This window comes from Synechococcus sp. R6-5 (genome assembly GCF_047461775.1).
GTDB lineage: Bacteria > Cyanobacteriota > Cyanobacteriia > Thermostichales > Thermostichaceae > Thermostichus.
In genome coordinates this window covers 15,957-34,976 of sequence record NZ_JANSHV010000091.1, presented here as the reverse complement: position 1 = coordinate 34,976, position 19,020 = coordinate 15,957, and the positions used below count along the sequence as shown (strand labels likewise).

The following is a 19,020-nucleotide window of genomic DNA, read 5'->3' as shown; positions in this document are numbered from 1 at the left end:
CGGGCCTCCAGCCCGAAAATTTGGTGAAAGCCCCGATCCCGTTCGTGTCAGCAGTGCGGAACATTTTGGCCAGGCCCGCCGTTAGAGGACAAAGTTAACCAGCTTTTTCGGCACCACCACCACTTTTTTGGGTGTTGCCCCCTCCAGGTATTTCTGCGCTGCTTCTGACCGAAGGGCCAACTGTTCCTGCTCCTCCGGCGTCACCTCGGCAGGGGCCTCAAACGAGCCGCGCAATTTGCCGTTCACCTGAATCACAATGGTCACCGTGTCGGCCACCAGCGCTGCCGGGTCATAGCTGGGCCAAGACTGCCGATGCACCGAGTCTGCGCCCCCCAGCGCCTGCCACAGCTCCTCCGCAATATGGGGGGCAAAAGGCGCCATCAGCAACACCAGCGTGCGGATCCCCTCTGCATAGACCGGCGAATCCAGGATCCCGGCCTCCCCCAGAGCATTGCTCAGCTTCATCAGCTCGGCAATGGCGGTGTTGAATTGATAATCGTTTTCCAGATCTTCGCTGACTTCCTTGATGGCGGTGTGGATGGCCCGGCGCAGATCTTTTTCCGCCTTGGTCAGGGATCCCACCTCGACCTTGGCCGGCAACAGCTCTGAGACCCTGCCCCGCCAGGACTCCGTCCCGCCACCGCGAACGACAAACTCGTACACCTGCCGCCAGACGCGGTTGAGAAAGCGAAATTGCCCTTCCACGTCGGCATCGTCCCACTCCAGATCCTTCTCCGGCGGGGCCTTGAACAAGATAAACATGCGGGCCGTATCTGCCCCGTAGTGGGCCAGCACCTCCTCGGGATCCACGCCGTTGCCCTTGGATTTGGACATGGTAGCGTAGATAACTTGCAGGGGCTCGCCCGTTTCCGGATCCCGCGGGTTGTCGGGATCCTGCACCAGAGCTGCCGGGATCCAGCGATCCTTGCCGGACTTGTTGGGGTTGTAGTAAGTGCGCCCTTGCACCATCCCCTGGGTGAGCAGACGCGAGAACGGCTCGTCAAAATCCAGCAGCCCCCGATCCCGCAACACCTTGGTAAAGAAGCGGGAGTAGAGCAGGTGCAGGATGGCGTGCTCGATGCCGCCCACGTACTGATCCACCGGCAGCCAGGCGTTCACCCGGTCTTTGCGGAAGATCTCTCGGTCGTTGCGGGCATCGCTGAAGCGCAGGAAGTACCACGACGAGCAGACAAAGGTGTCCATGGTATCGGTTTCCCGGCGGGCTTCCGTGCCACAGGTGGGGCATTTCACCTTCACCCAGTTCTCCAGCTGGGCCAACGGGGATCCCCCTCGCCCCGTCAGCTCCACATCCTCCGGCAAGAGCACCGGCAGATCCTTCTCCGGCACCGGCACAATGCCACAGTGGGGACAATGGATCACCGGGATGGGACAACCCCAGTAGCGCTGCCGCGAGATCAGCCAATCCCGCAGGCGGTAGTTGATCTGCTTTTCCCCCAGCCCCTGGGCTTCCAGCCAGGCGATGGCTCTTTCCACGCTTTGCCCTGGGCCTTTGCCCACCGGGATCCCGTCTAGGGGGCCAGAGTTGATCATCACCCCTTCCCCCGTCCAGGCAGCCTGCAGTTCTGAGGACTCCGTCCCGCTGGCGCGATCCGCTGAGGCCGGAGAACCCTCCGGCGGCTGCACCACCCGCTTGATGGGCAGGCCGAACTTGCGGGCAAACTCGAAATCCCGCTGGTCGTGGGCGGGCACGGCCATGATGGCCCCCGTACCGTAGCCCATCAACACATAGTCGGCAATCCAGATGGGGATCCGCTCTTGGTTAACGGGGTTGATGGCGTAGGATCCCGTCCAAACCCCTGTCTTTTCCCGGTCTTCGGCGCTGCGCTCGATCTCGCTGCGGGCAGCGGCCTGGGCTTGATAGGCTCTGACGGCCTGCAGTTGCTCGGCAGTGGTGAGCTTGTCCACCAAGGGGTGCTCCGGCGACATCACCATGAAGGTGGCCCCCCAGAGGGTATCGGGCCGGGTGGTGAACACTGCCAGCTCGTCCCCTGCCTCGGTTTTGAAAATCACCTTGGCCCCCACCGATTGGCCAATCCAGTTCTCCTGCATGGTGCGCACCCGCTCCGGCCAGCCGGAGAGCTTTTCCAGATCCGCCAGCAGTTGGTCGGCATAGGCGGTGATTTTGAAAAACCACTGCTTGAGCATGCGCTTTTCCACCAGGGCGCCGGATCTCCAGGAACGCCCCTCCGCATCCACCTGCTCGTTGGCCAGCACCGTCTGATCCACCGGATCCCAGTTCACCGCCGCCTCTTTCTGGTAGGCCAAGCCCGCCTGCAAAAATTGCAGGAAGATCCACTGCGTCCACTTGTAGTAGTCCGGCGAACAACTGGTAATCTCCCGCTCCCAGTCGTAGGACAGGCCCAACCGCTGCAACTGATCCCGCATCTGGGCAATGTTTTGGTAGGTCCACTTGGCCGGTGGGATCCCCCGGTCGATGGCGGCATTCTCCGCCGGCAGGCCAAAGGCATCCCAGCCCATCGGGTGCAGCACTGCGTATCCCTGCATTCGTTTGTGGCGGGCAATTACATCGGTGATGGTGTAATTGCGCACATGCCCCATGTGCAGGTTGCCGCTGGGGTAGGGGAACATAGACAGGGCATAAAATTTGCGGCTCCCGTCCTTCAGCTCTGGGGTGCGATCCAGCCCGATTTCACGCCAGTGGGCCTGCCACTTGCTCTCAATGGCCTGGGGATTGTAGCGCGCGTCCACGGTTCGATGCTCCTGGGAAAAAAGCGCATACGCTGGGAGATAGAAGCATTTTGACATACTCCCCACGCCAGTGCTCTCAAGCAAGGAACGGGATCCCTATTGGCGCTGACAAACCGACAAGCAGGGATCACAAGCAGGGATCAGTAGGTTTCTTCGTGCCACCTGTCTGCTTTCTTCAGTTCCTTCTGGAACTTGCTCCAATCCTGACCGGCTTGTTCGGCCAAAGGCCCCATGACGTTGTTGATCCCGTCCTCCATCCCCTTGAGGCCGCAGATGTAGGTGTAGGTGTTAGGCTTCTGGAGCATGTCCCACAGCTCGGCACCGTACTCGGCCATGCGGTTTTGCACGTACATTTTCTTGCCATCGGGGGTCTGTTGCTCGCGGCTGATGGCGTAATCGACGCGGAAGCGATCCCCGTACTGGGCTTTCCAAGCCTCCAGATCCCCGTGGTAGAGCAAGGTGGAAGTGGTGGGCACCCCAAAGAACAGCCAGATCTTGCCCTGATAGTTGGGATCCTCTTCAAACAGGTGCTTGATGAAGGCGCGAAAAGGGGCAATGCCGGTGCCGGTGGCGATCAAGATCAGGTTGGCGTTCTCATCTTCGGGCAGTAGGAAGGTTTTCCCCGATGGCCCCGTGATCATCACCTCGTCGCCTGCCTTCAAATCGGTGAGGAAGCCGGAGCAGACCCCCACCCCCGGCTGGCCTGTCTCTCTATCGACATATTCAGCCCGCTTCACGCTCAAAGAGACGGTGCGCCCCTCGCCATCATCGCCAAAGCGGGTGGAAGCAATCGAGTAGAGGCGGGGCTTGTGGGGCTTGCCCTTGGCATCTTCGCCAGGAGGGATAATGCCAACGCTTTGCCCTTCTAGGTAGCGGTAGTTGGGATCCGGCAAGCTGAGCACAATGTGCTTAGTCAGTCCGGGTGCTCCTTCACCGACAATGGAGTAGGTCTCCACGCAGTGGCCGATCAACGGTGCGTTGGGACGATACAGATTGACGACAACCTCTCGCTTTTCTGCGCTGGCAACCATACCTGCGATCTGCTCCTGGCACTGGGAGGAAATGAGTTTACATATAGCAAAATAGCAAACACCACAGCAGCCCGGCTGCTCAAATGGAACTTGTCAGAGGAGAAGCAGACGACCTTCGCCAGCCCCCCAGGCCGTCCTGAGAGCGGCAACCCCGGAAAAATAATCCCGGCCAAGCTCATCGGCCAAAAATATGGATTTTTTGTTAAATTGTTGCTTGTGGTGCCCACAGCTCTGGCCTGCCAGCGGCTTGTGATGTAACGGCTTTATTTGGTATCATGCAAGACCGTAACAGTTGGTAACTTTCTAGAGCCTTTTTCTCAGTTTTGCCCTGCCCGTCCCCAAGGAGTTCCCATGGCAAGCAGTCCTGATCGTGTTGTGATGATTGGTGTCGCCGGAGATTCTGGCTGTGGCAAGTCCACCTTTTTACGCCGGCTGGGGGATCTATTTGGCCGGGATCTGATTACCACCATCTGTCTGGATGACTATCACTCCTTGGATCGCTACCAGCGCAAAGAGAAGGGCATCACGGCGCTGGATCCCCGCGCCAACAACTTCGACCTGATGTACGAGCAGGCCAAGGCGCTTAAGAACGGCCAAAGTGTGATGAAGCCCATCTACAACCACGAGACGGGGCTGATTGACCCACCGGAGCTGGTGGAGCCCAACCGCATCATCGTCCTGGAGGGGCTGCATCCCATGTATGACGAGCGGGTGCGCCAGCTGCTGGACTTCAAGGTGTACTTGGATCTGGCCCCAGAGATCAAGATTGCTTGGAAAGTGAAGCGGGACATGGCGGAGCGGGGCCACACCTACGAAGATGTGTTGCGCTCAATCGAGGCTCGCCGCCCGGACTTTGAAGCCTATGTCGATGTGCAGAAGCAGTACGCCGATGCCGTCATTGAGGTTTTGCCTACCCAGTTGTTGCCGGAGCTGGATCCAGAGCACAAAGTACTGCGGGTGCGGCTGATCCAGCGGGAAGGGGTGAAGTACTTCGACCATGTTTATCTCTTTGACGAAGGCTCCACCATTGATTGGATCCCCTGCGGCAAAAAGCTGACCTGTTCCTACCCGGGGATCCGCCTCCACTATGGCCCTTCCACCTACTTTGAGCACCCGGTTTCGATTCTGGAGATCGACGGCACCTTCGACAAGCTGGAAGAGGTCATCTACATCGAGAACCACCTGAGCAACCTGTCCACCCGCTACTATGGCGAGCTGACGGAACTGTTGCGCAAGCACCCGGAATACCCGGGATCCCGCAATGGCTCTGGCCTGATCCAGGTCATCGTGGGCCTGAAGCTGCGCGCCCTCTACGAGCAAATTCGGGCAGAAGCCAAAGAGCTGGCGGTGGCTTCCTAGTGTTTGCCCCGCTTAGGGGATCCCTTCGGTAAAGTGTTGGTGCAGGTCGGCTGACCCAGCATAGGTCGGCAGTAGGGCTTCGGTGTATGCAGGGATTCCAGTTGGAGATCTTTCCAGAGGGATCTGTCCTGATCCAACGGGCCATCGAGATTTGGCAAGGTCGGTCAGCCGCTGCCATTCGCGAGCGGGGACGCTTTACGGTGGTCTTGGCCGGGGGAAGCACCCCCAAGAAGCTGTATGCTGCCCTGGCCCAAACCCCAGGGATCCCTTGGCAACAAACCTGGCTGTTCTGGGGAGACGAGCGCTATGTTCCCCCGGATCACCCTGAAAGCAACTACCGTATGGTGCGGGAAACCCTGCTGCAGCAGATCGGGATCCCGGCGGCTCAAGTTTTCCCTATGCCCACCCAAGCGGGGGATCCCCTTCGCGATGCTGCCGAATACGAGGCCACCCTACGGCAGATTTTCGGTGCAGAGTGCCCTTCTCTCGACCTGGTATGGCTGGGAGTGGGGGAAGACGGCCACACAGCTTCCTTGTTTCCCGACACCGCCGCTCTGCAGGTGCAGCACCGCTGGGTGACGGTGGGGCAAAAAGGGCAGGAGCCGCGTCTAACCTTGACCTATCCTGTTCTGAACCAAGCAGCCCAGGTGGTGTTCCTGGTAACCGGAGCGAACAAAGCCCCCATCGTGAAAGAGGCGCTGACCACCGAGGCCCACCTACCCTGCCAGCGCGTAAACCCCAGAGGACGGCTGCTGTGGTTGCTGGATGCGGCGGCAGCAGCTCAACTGCCCCTGCCCTGTGTCCCGCTGCTCAGCTAAACAACAGGCGGGCTAACTGCCGATGGGATAGGATCCCCAGGCCCACCGCCCCCAAAATCATCCCAGCCCATTCCAGTGGCCACAGGTTTGATAGCCCCAGCGGCCAACGCACCAGGTTTCATGGGTCGAGAACCGGCGGGGCAGGGATCCCTCAGGGGTTGCCGGGCAAATTCTTCAGTATTGGAATCACCAGCTCTTGGACAGGCAACGCTACAGGCTGAGCGGGGTCACTGCTCAGGGAGCTGGATGGCGTAGAAGGGGAAGAGCTGGGGATCTCGCCCATGGGCCGCAGTTGCCAGCGGATGATCTGCTCGCCGCGGTAAAAGGTAACCAACAACTGATCCCCTTGCGATTGGATTTGCCAGGTGCCATCACCGCTGGTTACCGAAATATGGCCGCCGGAAAAGGGTGCATCCAAAGCCGGCCCCGATTGGCTCCAGATACGCCCGCCACCCGTTTCCAAGATCAATTGCACCGTCGCCCCCTGCCCCTGGCCGCTCAAAATTTGGCCGGTTCCGCTCCAAACTCGGGTTTCCGTCTGAGCCACGGCGGGTTGCCCAAGCTGCAGAACCATGAGCAACAGCCCTGCCCAGCTCCAGTGATTTCGCAGCCTCCCTCTCCCATCAGGGAAGAAGGAAGAAGAGCGAGAGAAACAAGCCATTGCACTCACGTTGATACCACGCGCCGCGATAGGACTGAAACAGACGAAGAAGAAGGCGAAAAGGTGTCGCAGGAAGCAATCCCTTACACAGTTTTTTTCACAGCTCGCTGAAAGCCTTTGGGATCCCTCTGCGCTCTCTTGGCTCTGGGTTAAGCCTGCTGCTGGAATCCGCCCTCGGCTTGATCCCAATCTAGCAATCTCCATCCCCCCAGACAGGATGTAACCTGAGACTCTGGCTGCGGGGATCCCCAGCAACCGTTTCGTCAATGCGCAGAGTCAAGACCCAGAGTGCCTCCGCCGCAATCGTAAGCCTCACTACTTGAGAGAAAGGAAACGCTCCAGAGCTGCCACCATTGCCGGTGGCCAACGGCGGACGGTTTTCACCCATTCCAGGTCGGCGTAGCGGGGATCCAGTCCTTGCACAGCCACCCAGTGACTTTCAGCCTCTCCCTGGCGACCCTGCGCCCAAAGAATGGCGCTGAGAGCAGCCCGCATATCTGGAAACTTCGGGTACTTGCGCACCAGAGCCCGCATCAAGCGCAGGGCAGCTTCTGTTTCGCCCACCTGGTAGAGGCTCAGAGCATAGTTGGCCTGAGCAAAGGCGTAGTCGGGAGCCAGTTCTGTAGCGCGGCGGTAGTCAGCCAAGGCCTGTTGCCATTGGCCCAGCCCTGCTTCCGCATTGCCACGGTTGTTGTAGGCCGCCGCATCGTTGGGATCCAACTGCAACACCCGCTCATAATCGGCAATTGCTTCCTGCCACCGCCCCAGCCCCTCCAGAGCAGTTCCTCGATTTAGATAGGGATCCGGCGCCTCAGGGGCCAAACGAATGGCCTCAGCGTAATCCTCCAGAGCTGCCTGCAGTTGGTGCTGGCTGACACGGGCATTGCCCCGGTTGCTCCACAGGGCCGGGTTGTCCGGCTGGATCTGCAACAGTTGAGTCCACAGGGTTTCCGCCCGGGCAAAATCTCCCCTCTGAGTTGCAGCAAAGGCTTCCTCAAACAGTCGATCGATCTCGTGATCTACCCTGTTGCTCGCTGCCGTTGCCACCACACCCGATCCAGGCCAGACAGGGATCCCCAACCAAAGCAGCAGCCCTAGCAACAGAGCCGAGAGGACATTGGAGACAGACTTCATGGCCGCCAAAACCACCTCAGATGGGGTGTTTCCACCTTAAGCCATCGCCACAGAAGGGGGTCTGATGGTTAGCGCGCCCTGGAGGACTCGAACCCCCGACATCCGGTTTTGGAGACCGACGTTCTACCAACTGAACTAAGGACGCATTGGCCAAAGGTTACACCCGCTTACCCAGTGTAGCAGGTACACCTAATTTTCAGAGGAGCTGTTCCTCAACTATCTGGGCTCTCTGCCTTAGCCTTGATGCGAGTGGCTTTGCCCACCCGATCCCGCAAATAGAACAGCTTGGCCCGACGCACTTTACCCCGCCGCAGCACCTGAATCGACTCGATGCGCGGGGAGTGAATGAGGAAAACCCGCTCCACACCGATCCCTTGGAAAACCTTGCGCACCGTAATGGTGCGGTTGATACCGGAGTGGCGCATGGCAATGACCGTGCCCTCAAAGGCTTGTACCCGCTCCTTGCCCCCCTCTTGAATGCGAACTCCCACCCGTACCTGATCCCCAACCCGAATCTCCGGCAGATCCGGCTTCATCTGGGCAGCTTCAATGGAGCGGATGATCTCCTCAGCGTTGATGCGAACGTTCATGGCCTTCCCGCGCTACCGGCAGCTAACCATGGTAACAATCGTCGCTGTTTTTTGTACAGAGCTGGCCGACATAGAGCTCAAGAGGTGGGAGACTGTGTTTACGCTTCCCCCATTTTTCCAATAGGCTAGACAAAGATAAAGCTTTTGTTACAAACGGGAGACTTTTGTGATCCTGCACACCGATGAGCCCAAGACGGGATCCCTGTCTACTCCCAGGCCTGCAGATCAGCCTCTGCCCCAGAGCAAACCCCGCCCCAAGAGATTTCCCTTCGGTTGGATGCTCTTGGGCTTGCTGTTGGCCGGCCTAGGGGGCAGCGGTCTCCTGATCCAGCGTCAGCTGCAGCAGCAGAGGGCAGAACGGCTGGAAAGATTGACGGTACCGGTTCAAGTGGTGGATCTGACCCAACGCCTGCGGGTGAGCGGCCAGGTGCAGCCGCTCCGCCAGGTGAATGTCAGCCCTCGCGAGTCGGGTCGCCTGGCGGAACTGTTGGTGGATCAGGGAGATGAAGTGGTGGCAGGGCAGTTATTGGCCCGGATGGACTACGGCGATCTCGCCAGTGGCATTCGCCAAGCCCAAGCCCGCATTCAAGAGCTGCAAGCCCGTCTAGCGGAGCAACAGGCCGGAGAGCGCCCCCAGGTGATCGCGGCGGCCCAGGCCAGGGTGGATGCTGCCCGGTCGCAGGTGGACTTGGCTCAGAGGGAGTTAGAGCGCATCCAGGCCCTGGTGCAGGCGGGGGTGGTAGCCCGCAGCGAGCTGGATCAACGCTCGGCCCGCCTGGAACAAGCGCAAGCGGATTTGCGAGCTGCTCAACAGGAGTTGGAGCGATTGCAACTGGGGAGCCGCCCGGAAACCCTACAGCAAATTCAAGCCCAAATTGCCCAGGCACAAGCCGAGCTGGCCCAACGGCAATCCCGGTTGGCTGACACCGAAGTCCGCGCCCCCTTTTCCGGTGTGGTGGTGCAGCGCTTTGCCGAGGTGGGATCCTTTGTAGCTCCTACAACAGCAGCTTCCGATGCCACCGCAGCTTCTTCCAGCTCCATTTTGGCGCTGGCCCAGGGAATTGAGGTGCGGGCAGAAGTGCCAGAAGCCCAAATTGCCCAGGTGCGGGTGGGCCAGCCAGTGGAGATCCGCTCCCTGGCTTACCCCGACCGCGTAGTGCAGGGGCGGGTGAAGCGGATTGCACCCGCTACGGTGGTGGTGCGAGAGGTAACCGTCTTTCGGGTCTTCGTTGAACCGGAGCCTGGGGCCGACTTTTTGCGCACCGGCATGACTGTTTCGGTGGATTTCATTGGGGATCCCCAGCCTCAGGCTCTGACGGTGCCCTCAGTGGCTATCCTCCGGGAGGAAAGCCAGGAAGGCGTGCTCCTGCTGGATCCCCAAACCCGGCGACCTGTCTATCGCCGCGTGGAAACGGGCATTACCCAGGGTGGAGTTACCCAGATCCTCTCCGGTCTGCAGGCAGGGGATCGGGTCTTTACTGCCCTGCCTCCTGGGGTGAACCTAGAGACTTTGATTAAAAGAGCGGAGCAACAGCCATGAGCCTGGCAACGGCGGCCAAAATGGCCTGGCAAATGGTGCGACGACATCGCCTGCGCACAGGGCTGAGCATGCTCGGGATCCTCATCGGCAATGCGGCGGTGGTGGCCATTGCCGGATTTGGCTATGCTGCCCAAGAGATGGCAGTGGATCAATTTCGCTCCCTGGGCACCAACTTGCTGATCGTCTTTTCGGCCAACTTGGGCCTGGTCGATGCCGGCAACATCCGCCCCCTCACTTTGGAGGATGTGCGAGCCATTGCTGCGGAAGTGCCTGCCGTGTCAGCAGCCGTCCCCAGCCTGGGCACCAATGTGCGCGCGGTGCGAGGTGGAGTGGATCGCCGCTACGAGGCCACCGGCACTTGGCCGGAGTATTTGTCGGTGTTGAACTTAGAGATCGAGGCAGGCCGCTTTCTCTTGCCCTCGGATATCGAGGAACAGCGCCCGGTGGTGGTGCTGGGCAGCGATGCCGCCAGCCAGTTGTTCGGCCTGGATCCCGCCGCTGCTATTGGGGAGACCGTCCTACTGAACAATTTGCCTTTCGAGGTAATCGGCACTTTGCGCTCGAAGCCGACGGTGTTTGGCAACAGCGATGCCGGAGTGTTTCTGCCGGTGGACGTGGTGGCCAATCGGTTGGTCGGGCGGCGTTCCCCCTACGGCACAGAGCTGACGGCGATTTTCGTCTCGGCCCGCTCTGAAGCCGATCTGCCTGCTGCCGAGTTCCAAATCCGCAACCTGCTGCGCCAGCGGCACCAATTGGTGGGAGAAGATGACTTCATCATCCGCAACCAAAAGGTGCTCCTGGATGGGTCGGCCAGGATTTTGAGCCTGCTGCGGGTGCTGCTGACGGGCACGGCGGCCCTCTCCCTGCTGGTGGGAGGGGTGGGGATCATGAATGTGATGCTTATCTCGGTTGCGGAACGCACCCATGAGATCGGGCTGCGCAAGGCGATCGGGGCCGATAGCCGCCAGATTTTGCAGCAATTTGCCGCCGAAGCGATTTTCATTGCCGTGACCGGGGGGGTGCTCGGGATCCTCCTCAGCAGCGGCCTGCTGGTGGCGGTGCAGGTGTTCACCCCCTTGGCCACCCAAGTCGATGGGGTGGCAGTGGGAGTGGCGTTCTCCCTTTCCACTGGGATTGGGCTGGTCTTCGGCATTTTCCCGGCCCGCAAAGCGGCGCAACTGGATCCCATTGAGGCCCTGCGGGCTTAGAGCTCGTATCCAAACAGGCGGGGATCCGCCGGCTGCCCATCGAGATCCGCCAGGCCATATTCTGCCCAGCGGCGATCCACCAAGCGGGCCACCTCTGGATCTGGAGCAAGGGGCTCCCGCCAGGGAGCATCGGTTTCCGGGGGGATCTTGGTGGTGGCATCAATGCCCATCTTGCCCCCCAGACCCCGTTTTTCGGTGGCAAAGTCCAAGGTGTCAAAGGGGTTGTCCGCCAGAATAAACACATCCCGCTGCGGATCCACCCGCGAACACAGACACCAGAGCACCTGCCGTGGATCTCGCACATTGATATCCTTGTCCACCACGATCACAAACTTGGTGTAGCTAAATTGGGGCAGGGCGCTCCAAAAAGCCAAAGCCGCCCGCCGCGCCTGGCCAGGGTAGGCCTTGTCGATGGAGAGGATGGCTGCTTTGTAGCCCAGCGCCTCCATCGGCAAAAAGAAATCTACAATCTCCGGCACCTGCTGCCTGAGGATGGGGGTGTAGATGCGGTTCAGGGCCAGCGCCATCATGTCGTTTTCTTTGGGGGGCTTGCCGCTGAAGGTGGTGAGATAGATGGGATCCCGGCGGTGGGTCAAGCAGTGGAAGCGAATCAGAGGGGCCTGCTCGTTGCGGGGGCCATAGTAGCCGATGTGATCCCCGGCAGGCCCGTCGGGGGCCACTTCCCCAGGGGTGATGGTGCCCTCCAAAACGATCTCAGCATGAGCCGGCACCTGCAGATCCACCGTTTTGCACTGGGCCAGGTGCAACCCTTCTCCGGCGTAGAGACCGGCAAACAGCCACTCGGACAGATCCACCGGCAGAGGTGTGGCCGCCGCCAGAATCACCACCGGATCCACCCCCACCGCCACCGCCACCTCCAACTTTTGGCCCAGGGCCGCCGCTTTGCGCAGATGCCGAGTCGCCCCCCGCACCGACAGCCATTGCACCGTCATGGTGTTGCGGCTTTGCAACTGCAGGCGGTACACCCCCACGTTGGGGATCCCGTTTTCCGGGTCTTTGGTGACCATCAGGCCCAAGGTCAGCACCCGTCCGGCATCGCCGGGGTAGACCCGCAACAGGGGCAATTGGGTGAGATCCACTTCCTCTCCCCGCCGCACCACCTGCTGACAGGGAGGGATCAGATCCCGGCTGGGTCTCGCTTTGAAGACGCTAAGCAGCGCCTGTCCCAACTCCACCGCCTGGGCAAAGCTCCGCGGTGGCCGCGGCTGGTAAAGCAGGGCCAGCTTTTTCCCCAGTTCCTCCAGATCCTGAGGCTGCTCCATTCCCAAAGCCCAGCAAATGCGCTCCACCGTGCCCAAAACATTGATCAACAGCGGCATACGGGATCCCTTCACCCGCTCAAACAGCAGCGCCGGCCCCCCGCAGGCCAAGAGGCGATCGGCAATCTCGGCAATTTCCAGATCCGGATCCACTTCTGCCGAAATGCGGCGGAGCTGACCACGGGATTCCAGCAGAGCAATAAAACGGCGTAGATCTCTGGGCATGAAAGGGAACCTAAGGGCTTACTTGTCGCGATTGAGGGCTAACCCGCTCATGAAGGGCTTCTGCAGCGCAATAAACACCAGCAGCGGCGGGATACTGGCGATGATCGCTCCCAGCATCATGGGGCCATAGGAGGCCGAGCTATCCAGATTGAGCAGGGATTGCAGCCCCACCTGCACCACTTGTCGCTCTCGGCCTTGCACGATCAAGCGGGGCCACAGGTACATATTCCAAGCGTAAACGAAGTGAATCACCGCCTGCGCCCCGATGGCGTTCCAGCTCAAGGGGATCAGCACCTGGGTGAGAAATTGCAGCGGGTTGGCCCCGTCCAGTTGGGCCGCCTCCGCCAGCTCGCGGGGAATGTTGGAAAAATGCTGGCGGAACAAAAACGTGGCCGTGGCGCTGGCCAGAAAGGGCACGATTAAAGCGTAGTAGGTGGATCCCCAGCCCAAGTTGGTGACCAACCGCAGCAGGGCAATGATCAAGATTTCTGTGGGCATCATCAGCGTGATCAGCACAAAGCCAAAGGCCAGCCCTTTGCCGGGAAAGCGGAAGTACACAAAGGCCAGCCCGGCTAGCAGCGACAAAACCGTCTTGCCCACGGTGATCGCCACCGCCACGATGGTGCTGTTGACCATGTAGTGGCCCAAGTGCCGCGCCACCATCACCTGATGCCAGTTGAAGGCAAAAGAGGAGCCAAAGGTCAATTGATAGCGGAACACCTCGGCATTGTTCTGGGTGCTCACGAGCAGGGCGTACAACACCGGAAATCCCAGAACCAAGCAGGCCAGCACCAGGCCCAAATGCACATACCAACGCTCCGGGATCCAGCGCCGCCAACGCCAGGGAGAAGGCTCCACCCGAGTTGAACTGGGCTGGGCCACTTGAGATCGGGGATCCTGCAACAATTGAGCCATAGCACCTCCAGACGGCGAACACCGATGAGCAGATGGGCTTTTGAGTCGATCTTTGGCTTCTCTTGAGAGGATAATCTGCCAGAGTTAAGGGCAACCTAAGGAAGGCCGGTCGCCTTAGCGGTGCGGAGCACTTCTGGCCTGAACTTTCGAGTGCTTTCACCGGCGATGGGGAAACGGGTAGAGTAGAACAGCAGTATCTGGATAACCCAAGAGAGGATCCCATGACTCGAGGCTTTGGCCCCTTCGGCAAAATCCAAGAAGCGCTCAAGAAAGCCCAAGAGGTGCGCGATGGCGCTCAAAGGCTGCAAAAAGAGCTAGAGGAGATGGAGATCGTCGGCGAAGCCGGCAATGGGCTGGTGAAAGTGACGGTCAACGGCAACCAAGAACCTCTCAAAGTCTCTCTGGATCCCCAGATTCTCCAGGAGTCGGTGGATGTGGTAGAAGACTTGCTCCTGACAGCAATGGTGAACGCCTACACCCAATCTGCCGAGACGATGCGCAAACGCATGGAAGAGCTGACCGGAAACATCAGTCTGCCGGGGTTGGGACTGGGTTGAGCCCCACTTGCTTAACCCCGCTTGCTTAACTCTGTATGTACACTCGCCCCTTGGCTCGCCTCATCGAAGAGCTGCAACGGCTGCCCGGCATTGGCTCCAAAACCGCTCAGCGCCTAGCTCTCCACTTGATCAACCGGCCTGCCGGCGAGATCGAAGCCCTGGCCAAAGCCCTGCTGGAAGCCAAGCAGACGGTTCGGCACTGTTCCATCTGCTTCAACTGGTCAGCGGAGGATCCCTGTGAGATTTGCCGTTCGCCACAGCGGGATCCCTTGCTGTGGTGCGTGGTGGCCGACGTCAAAGACTTGATTGCGATGGAGCGCACCCGCGAGTTCAAGGGGCTCTACCACGTTTTGGGCGGCCTCATCTCCCCCATGAACGGGATCGGGGTCGATCAACTGCACATCCGCGAGCTGGTGGCCCGGGTGGCACGGGAAAAACCGCAGGAGCTGATCTTTGCCATCAGCCCCAGCGTAGAGGGGGAAGTAACCATGCACGTGGTCAAGGATTACCTGAAGCCAGTTGCCCCCACCTTGCGCATGACCCGCCTGGCCTTCGGCCTGCCCATGGGATCCGAGCTGGAATACGCCGACGAGGTCACCCTGGCCCGTGCCCTGGAAGCCCGGCAGGAGTTGTGAGCCGCCCAGCCCATCAATCGCAGCCGGTTACCCCCTCCGCGCAGTAGGTGCTCCACCAGGGGTTGAAGTTGGCAGGATCCTCCGGCAGAGTGCTGATGTTCAGAAGTTCCTGGAAGCTGCTGTTGCGGCCTCCGTAGCGCAGGTGCATGTGCACCGGATCCCCGTGGGGCGCCCGCAGAATCACGTAGGTGAAGGTCTCGCAACTGGCGTCTGCTCCAGGCTGCAACTGAAACAGATCCCAGATGGAACTTAAGGAGCGCTCAGGGTAGTAGAAGGGATCCGGCGCAGCCCCCCGATAGGCGTAGCGACAATTTTCCGCCAGGGGCTTTTTCCCCTCCAGATCGGCGTAGAAGGAGAAGAACTCCATCTTCTCAAACTTCACCCGCTTTGGATTGCGCGGATCGTTGGCCGATTGTTCCAGGGACGTATCCAGAGTGAAAACACCATCAATTCCCAGGTAGGGCACTTTATAAGCATTGGGGGACACAATCTGCAGCTCTAAGGCTGCCGCAGCCGCTCCAAAACCCAAGAGACTCAAGCTGCCGATCAGCCAGGCTAGGGCCGTTGAAGAACAAACTTGACGAGAGGGCATAAAACTTCGTCGTGCCTGTATTGTGCAGTAAAGTCCAGACCAGTCTAAGAAAAGCTTTGAGCTCGTACTATCCCACTGGGGGGCATCTGGCGAGAAATTCGCCGACTGCAGGTGCAGCTCTGAGGAACGGGATCCTAAGACAAGGCGGTAGAATTGAGGTCAGGCTCACCGTAGAGGGGCCAGGTTGGCTGCCCAAGCCTGACTGTCTGGAAACTGTTTTGAAAGCGAGGAAAACCCCGTGGAGCTAGCTGAGATTGAGGAGTTGATGAACAAAGCTGTGCAAGCCACACAGCGCTCCTTTAATACGGTGCGCACCGGGCGGGCCAATTCCAGCCTGCTGGATCGCATTCAGGTGGAGTACTACGGCGTGCCCACTCCCCTGAAGGCCCTGGCCAGCCTCACCACGCCAGACTCCAGCACTCTCTTGATCCAGCCCTTTGATCCCTCGACCCTGGCGGCCATTGAGCGGGCCATTGTTGCCTCTGACCTAGGTCTAACCCCCAGCAACGACGGCAAGGTGGTGCGGCTCACCATTCCCCCCCTGACAGAAGAGCGGCGCAAAGAGCTGAGCAAACAGGTGGCCAAGCTGGCCGAAGAGGGGCGAGTCTCGATCCGCAACATCCGGCGGGATGGCATTGACTCGGTGCGCAAGCGAGAGAAAAATGGCGAGCTGTCTGAAGATGAGTCCAAAAGCTTGCAGGATGCCATCCAGAAACTAACTGACCGCTACATTAAGAAGATCGATGAGCTGCTGGCAGAAAAAGAAAAGGAGCTGACGACCCTGTGAAGGCTCCTTGCTGGCATCCTCCCCACTCTACTGGATTGCTTCTGCGCAGCGGTAGGACGGGGTTATGACCCAATTTTTTGATCAAAACTCGACACTCATCCCGAAACTTCAAGGTTTCCACTTGCCCCTCGAAGTCGGGCAGCCGTTCGTTTCTCCTCGTCCGATTCCAACAAGAGGGATCCTGGCTTGGGCCAGGATGGAAGAGCGGAATACGACAAACCTTGCCGCAATGGATCTGATCCTGTGCCATCAATCGGCGGATTTCGACACCCTAGGGGCGGCGGTGGGAGCGGCGCGCCTGTATCCGGGTGCCCGCATCGCCTTGACCGGGGGATCCCTGCCGGGGGTGCAGGAGTTTTTGGCCTTGTACCGAGATGAATTTCCCCTCATCGAGCTGCGCTCTGTGGATCCGGGACAGGTGCAGCGGTGGATTGTGGTGGATTGTCACGATCCGGATCGCTTGGGAAAAGCTGCCGCTTGGTTGAGCGTCCCCGGCACCCAAATCGAGATTTTCGACCATCACCTCAGGGATCCGGAAACCCCACCGGATGGCTTTTGGCCGCAGCAGCAGGTGAACTGTCATATCGAGGCCGTGGGGGCCACCTGTACCTTGCTGGTGGAGCGGCTGCAGGCTGCTGGGATCCCTCTCAGCCCTTTTGAGCGGCTGGCGCTGGCTTTGGGCATTCACATGGATACGGGATCCCTGACCTTCCCGGAGACCACCGCCCGCGATGCTGCTGCCCTGAGCTGGCTGTTGGATCAGGGGGTGAACCTGGTCTTGTTGCGGCGCTTTTTGGGGGATGGCCTCACCCCAGAGATGCGCGAGCTGCTCAGCCAGGGGTTGGCCCAGATGCAGGTGCAGCAGGTGGGGGAGTATCGCCTGGGAGAATGGCTGCTGGAGCTGCCGGAGTTTGTGCCCGGCTTGGCCGGCCTGGTGATGCGGCTGATGGATCTGACGGGAGTGGATGTGCTGCTCTTGGTGGCGCGGCAGGGGGAGCGGCTCAGCCTGATCGGGCGGGCGCGGCAGGAGTTTGCCCAGTTGGGCAGGGTGATGGCCCTCTACGGCGGCGGTGGACACGATTGTGCTGCAGCAGCCACGTTAAAAGCCAGCCCAGAGCAGCCTTTGCCCGACCCGGCCCAAGTCATGGCGGCCCTCAGGCAGGCTGTCCAAGAGCGGATCCCGCCCCCGGTGACGGCCAAAGATTTGATGTCGGCCCCGGTGCGCACCATCCGACCGGAGATCACCATCGACGAGGCCCAGCGGGTGCTGCTGCGCTACGGCCATTCCGGCCTGGTGGTGGTGGACGCTCAAGGTCGCCTGGTGGGGGTGATCTCGCGGCGGGATATCGATATCGCCCTGCATCACGGGTTTGGCCATGCCCCCGTCAAGGGCTACATGACCACCGACGTGAAAACCCTCTCCCCCGACACCCCCTTGGCGGAGATTCAGCGGTTGATGGTGCAGTGGGATATTGGCCGCCTGCCGGTTCTCCAGGATGGACAGTTGGTGGGCATTGTAACTCGCACCGATGTGTTGCGGCACCTACACGAGTTGCCGGCCCTCTCACCGCAGTTGGCTTTGCCCACCCTTTCCTGCCCTTTGGATCTCACCTTCGCGGCCCTGTCGGAGCGGCATCGACAGTTGCTGGAGCAGGCCGCCCACATCGCCGATGAGAAGGGCCTGAGGTTGTATCTGGTGGGGGGAACAGTGCGGGATCTGCTGCTGCATCGGTGGGGACGGCAGCCCTCACCCAACCTGGAGCGGCTGGATCTGGACTTGGTGGTGGATGGGCCCTACTCTTCGGCCCTGGATGGGACGGATCCCCCGGGCTGGGGCTTGATTTTGGGACAAGCGCTCAAACAACGCTTCCCGGAAGCGCGGCTGGAGATCCACGGCAAATTCCAAACGGCGGCCTTGATCTGGCCAGGCGGCTTTTGTGTGGATATCGCCAGCGCCCGCACGGAGTTTTATCCCTACCCGGCCTCTCCCCCCGAAGTGGCCATGGGATCCATTCAGCAAGACCTCTATCGGCGGGATTTTTCCATCAACGCCTTGGCCTTGCGCCTCAACGGCCCCCAGCGAGGACAGGTGCTGGATTTTTTCGGCGGACAAGCAGATCTGCAACAGGGGATCATCCGGGCATTGCACCCCAACAGCTTCATCGAGGATCCCACCCGCATTTATCGGGCGGTGCGCTTTGCGGTGCGCTTGGGCTTCGCCCTGGACTCGACCACAGAAAAATGGATCCGCGCTGCCGTGGCCAGTGGTCTGCACGATGCCGTCGGCGGGGATCGCCTCAAGCAGGAGCTGGCCTACATTCTCGGATCCCGCGATTGGCCCCAAGCCTTTGAGCAGCTGGCAGAATGGGGGGCTTTGCGCTGTATTCACCCCGACCTGGAGTGGGATCCCTCCCTGTGTCAGCGGTTGCAACGGGTGGGCCGCTGGGCCTATCACTTTCGCCGCCGCTATCCTGAGCTGGGATCCCAGGAGATCTGGCAACTGCGCCTAGAGGCTCTCCTCCTCACCCTACCCCAAGCCCCCCAGGTGGCCAGCCAACTCCACCTCACCCAAGCAGGCATCGAACGCCTCAGCCATTCCTCCTATTACCAAACCCTGTTGGCCCAACTGGATCCCAGCACCCTCTCTCCGGCCCAGGTGGTGCAACTGCTGCAGGGGCTGCGGATCCCGGCGGTGATTTTATTGGCTGGGATCGCCCCCAAGCCGGCCCGGCGGCTGATCTGGCGCTACTTGCAGGAGTGGTACTGGGTGAAGCCGCTGCTCAACGGCCACGATCTGCGTCGTCTGGGTTACAAGCCAGGTCGCCCCTTCCAAGCCATTTTGGAGCAACTGCGTTGCCTCACCCTGAACGGCGAACTCACCACCCCGGCAGAAGCTGAAGCCTGGCTACAAGAACACTTCCCCCTGCCGCAAGCTCAATACCGAGGAAGAAAGTAGAA

Annotated in this window: 16 protein-coding genes and 1 tRNA gene; 8 read left to right on the top strand and 9 right to left on the bottom strand. The window is 60.3% G+C overall.

Annotated features, from left to right (window positions below; genetic code table 11):
• Positions 1-81: 81 nt before the first annotated feature.
• On the bottom strand, positions 82-2,787 hold the full coding sequence (gene leuS, locus NW818_RS05680; RefSeq protein ID WP_414424046.1) for a leucine--tRNA ligase: 2,706 nt from the start codon (positions 2,785-2,787) through the stop codon (positions 82-84).
• A gap of 83 nt (positions 2,788-2,870) precedes the next feature.
• Entirely contained in the window at positions 2,871-3,761 is an 891-nt protein-coding gene (locus NW818_RS05675; RefSeq protein ID WP_414357239.1) for a ferredoxin--NADP(+) reductase, read from the bottom strand.
• 351 nt (positions 3,762-4,112) lie between these two features.
• On the opposite strand from NW818_RS05675, the gene NW818_RS05670 reads away from it, so the two are divergent.
• Positions 4,113-5,120, top strand: a complete 1,008-nt coding sequence (locus NW818_RS05670; RefSeq protein ID WP_414330815.1) for a phosphoribulokinase — start codon at positions 4,113-4,115, stop codon at positions 5,118-5,120.
• 86 nt (positions 5,121-5,206) lie between these two features.
• Positions 5,207-5,938, top strand: coding sequence for a 6-phosphogluconolactonase (gene pgl / locus NW818_RS05665; protein ID WP_414418558.1), 732 nt, complete (start codon positions 5,207-5,209; stop codon positions 5,936-5,938).
• Between the two features lie 151 nt (positions 5,939-6,089).
• Here pgl and NW818_RS05660 read toward each other — a convergent pair whose 3' ends face one another.
• From NW818_RS05660 to rplS, 4 genes are all read right to left on the bottom strand, one after another.
• Entirely contained in the window at positions 6,090-6,512 is a 423-nt protein-coding gene (locus NW818_RS05660) for a hypothetical protein (protein ID WP_414418559.1), read from the bottom strand.
• Positions 6,513-6,914: 402 nt separating this feature from the next.
• Positions 6,915-7,733, bottom strand: a complete 819-nt coding sequence (locus NW818_RS05655) for a tetratricopeptide repeat protein (protein ID WP_414424045.1) — start codon at positions 7,731-7,733, stop codon at positions 6,915-6,917.
• A gap of 72 nt (positions 7,734-7,805) precedes the next feature.
• Positions 7,806-7,878 (bottom strand) — tRNA-Trp (locus tag NW818_RS05650).
• Positions 7,879-7,945: 67 nt separating this feature from the next.
• A complete protein-coding gene (gene rplS, locus NW818_RS05645) occupies positions 7,946-8,311 on the bottom strand; it encodes a 50S ribosomal protein L19 (protein ID WP_041437725.1) in 366 nt (121 codons plus the stop codon).
• Between the two features lie 178 nt (positions 8,312-8,489).
• Between rplS and NW818_RS05640 the strand changes: the two genes are divergently transcribed.
• Together NW818_RS05640 and NW818_RS05635 are read left to right on the top strand one after the other, a co-directional pair.
• Positions 8,490-9,863, top strand: a complete 1,374-nt coding sequence (locus NW818_RS05640; protein WP_414424044.1) for an efflux RND transporter periplasmic adaptor subunit — start codon at positions 8,490-8,492, stop codon at positions 9,861-9,863.
• Positions 9,860-11,071, top strand: a complete 1,212-nt coding sequence (locus NW818_RS05635) for an ABC transporter permease (protein WP_414424043.1) — start codon at positions 9,860-9,862, stop codon at positions 11,069-11,071. The genes NW818_RS05640 and NW818_RS05635 overlap by 4 nt, the downstream gene beginning before the upstream one ends.
• On the opposite strand, the gene NW818_RS05630 is transcribed toward NW818_RS05635, so the two are convergent.
• A complete protein-coding gene (locus NW818_RS05630; protein WP_414424042.1) occupies positions 11,068-12,576 on the bottom strand; it encodes a UbiD family decarboxylase in 1,509 nt (502 codons plus the stop codon). The two genes, NW818_RS05635 and NW818_RS05630, sit on opposite strands and share 4 nt — an antisense overlap.
• Before the next feature lie 18 nt (positions 12,577-12,594).
• Positions 12,595-13,491, bottom strand: a complete 897-nt coding sequence (locus tag NW818_RS05625) for a carbohydrate ABC transporter permease (protein WP_414329037.1) — start codon at positions 13,489-13,491, stop codon at positions 12,595-12,597.
• A 221-nt stretch (positions 13,492-13,712) separates the two neighbouring features.
• Between NW818_RS05625 and NW818_RS05620 the strand changes: the two genes are divergently transcribed.
• Both NW818_RS05620 and recR read left to right on the top strand, forming a co-directional pair.
• On the top strand, positions 13,713-14,048 hold the full coding sequence (locus NW818_RS05620) for a YbaB/EbfC family nucleoid-associated protein (protein WP_414344527.1): 336 nt from the start codon (positions 13,713-13,715) through the stop codon (positions 14,046-14,048).
• Positions 14,049-14,083: 35 nt separating this feature from the next.
• A complete protein-coding gene (gene recR / locus NW818_RS05615; protein WP_414374697.1) occupies positions 14,084-14,683 on the top strand; it encodes a recombination mediator RecR in 600 nt (199 codons plus the stop codon).
• A gap of 13 nt (positions 14,684-14,696) precedes the next feature.
• Here the strand turns inward: recR and NW818_RS05610 are convergent, their stop codons facing one another.
• On the bottom strand, positions 14,697-15,275 hold the full coding sequence (locus tag NW818_RS05610) for a hypothetical protein (protein ID WP_414329036.1): 579 nt from the start codon (positions 15,273-15,275) through the stop codon (positions 14,697-14,699).
• Between the two features lie 238 nt (positions 15,276-15,513).
• Here NW818_RS05610 and frr point away from each other — a divergent pair, with 238 nt between their 5' ends.
• Together frr and NW818_RS05600 are read left to right on the top strand one after the other, a co-directional pair.
• A complete protein-coding gene (gene frr, locus NW818_RS05605) occupies positions 15,514-16,062 on the top strand; it encodes a ribosome recycling factor (protein ID WP_011429597.1) in 549 nt (182 codons plus the stop codon).
• 229 nt (positions 16,063-16,291) lie between these two features.
• A complete protein-coding gene (locus NW818_RS05600; protein WP_414424041.1) occupies positions 16,292-19,018 on the top strand; it encodes a CBS domain-containing protein in 2,727 nt (908 codons plus the stop codon).
• Positions 19,019-19,020: the final 2 nt, after the last annotated feature.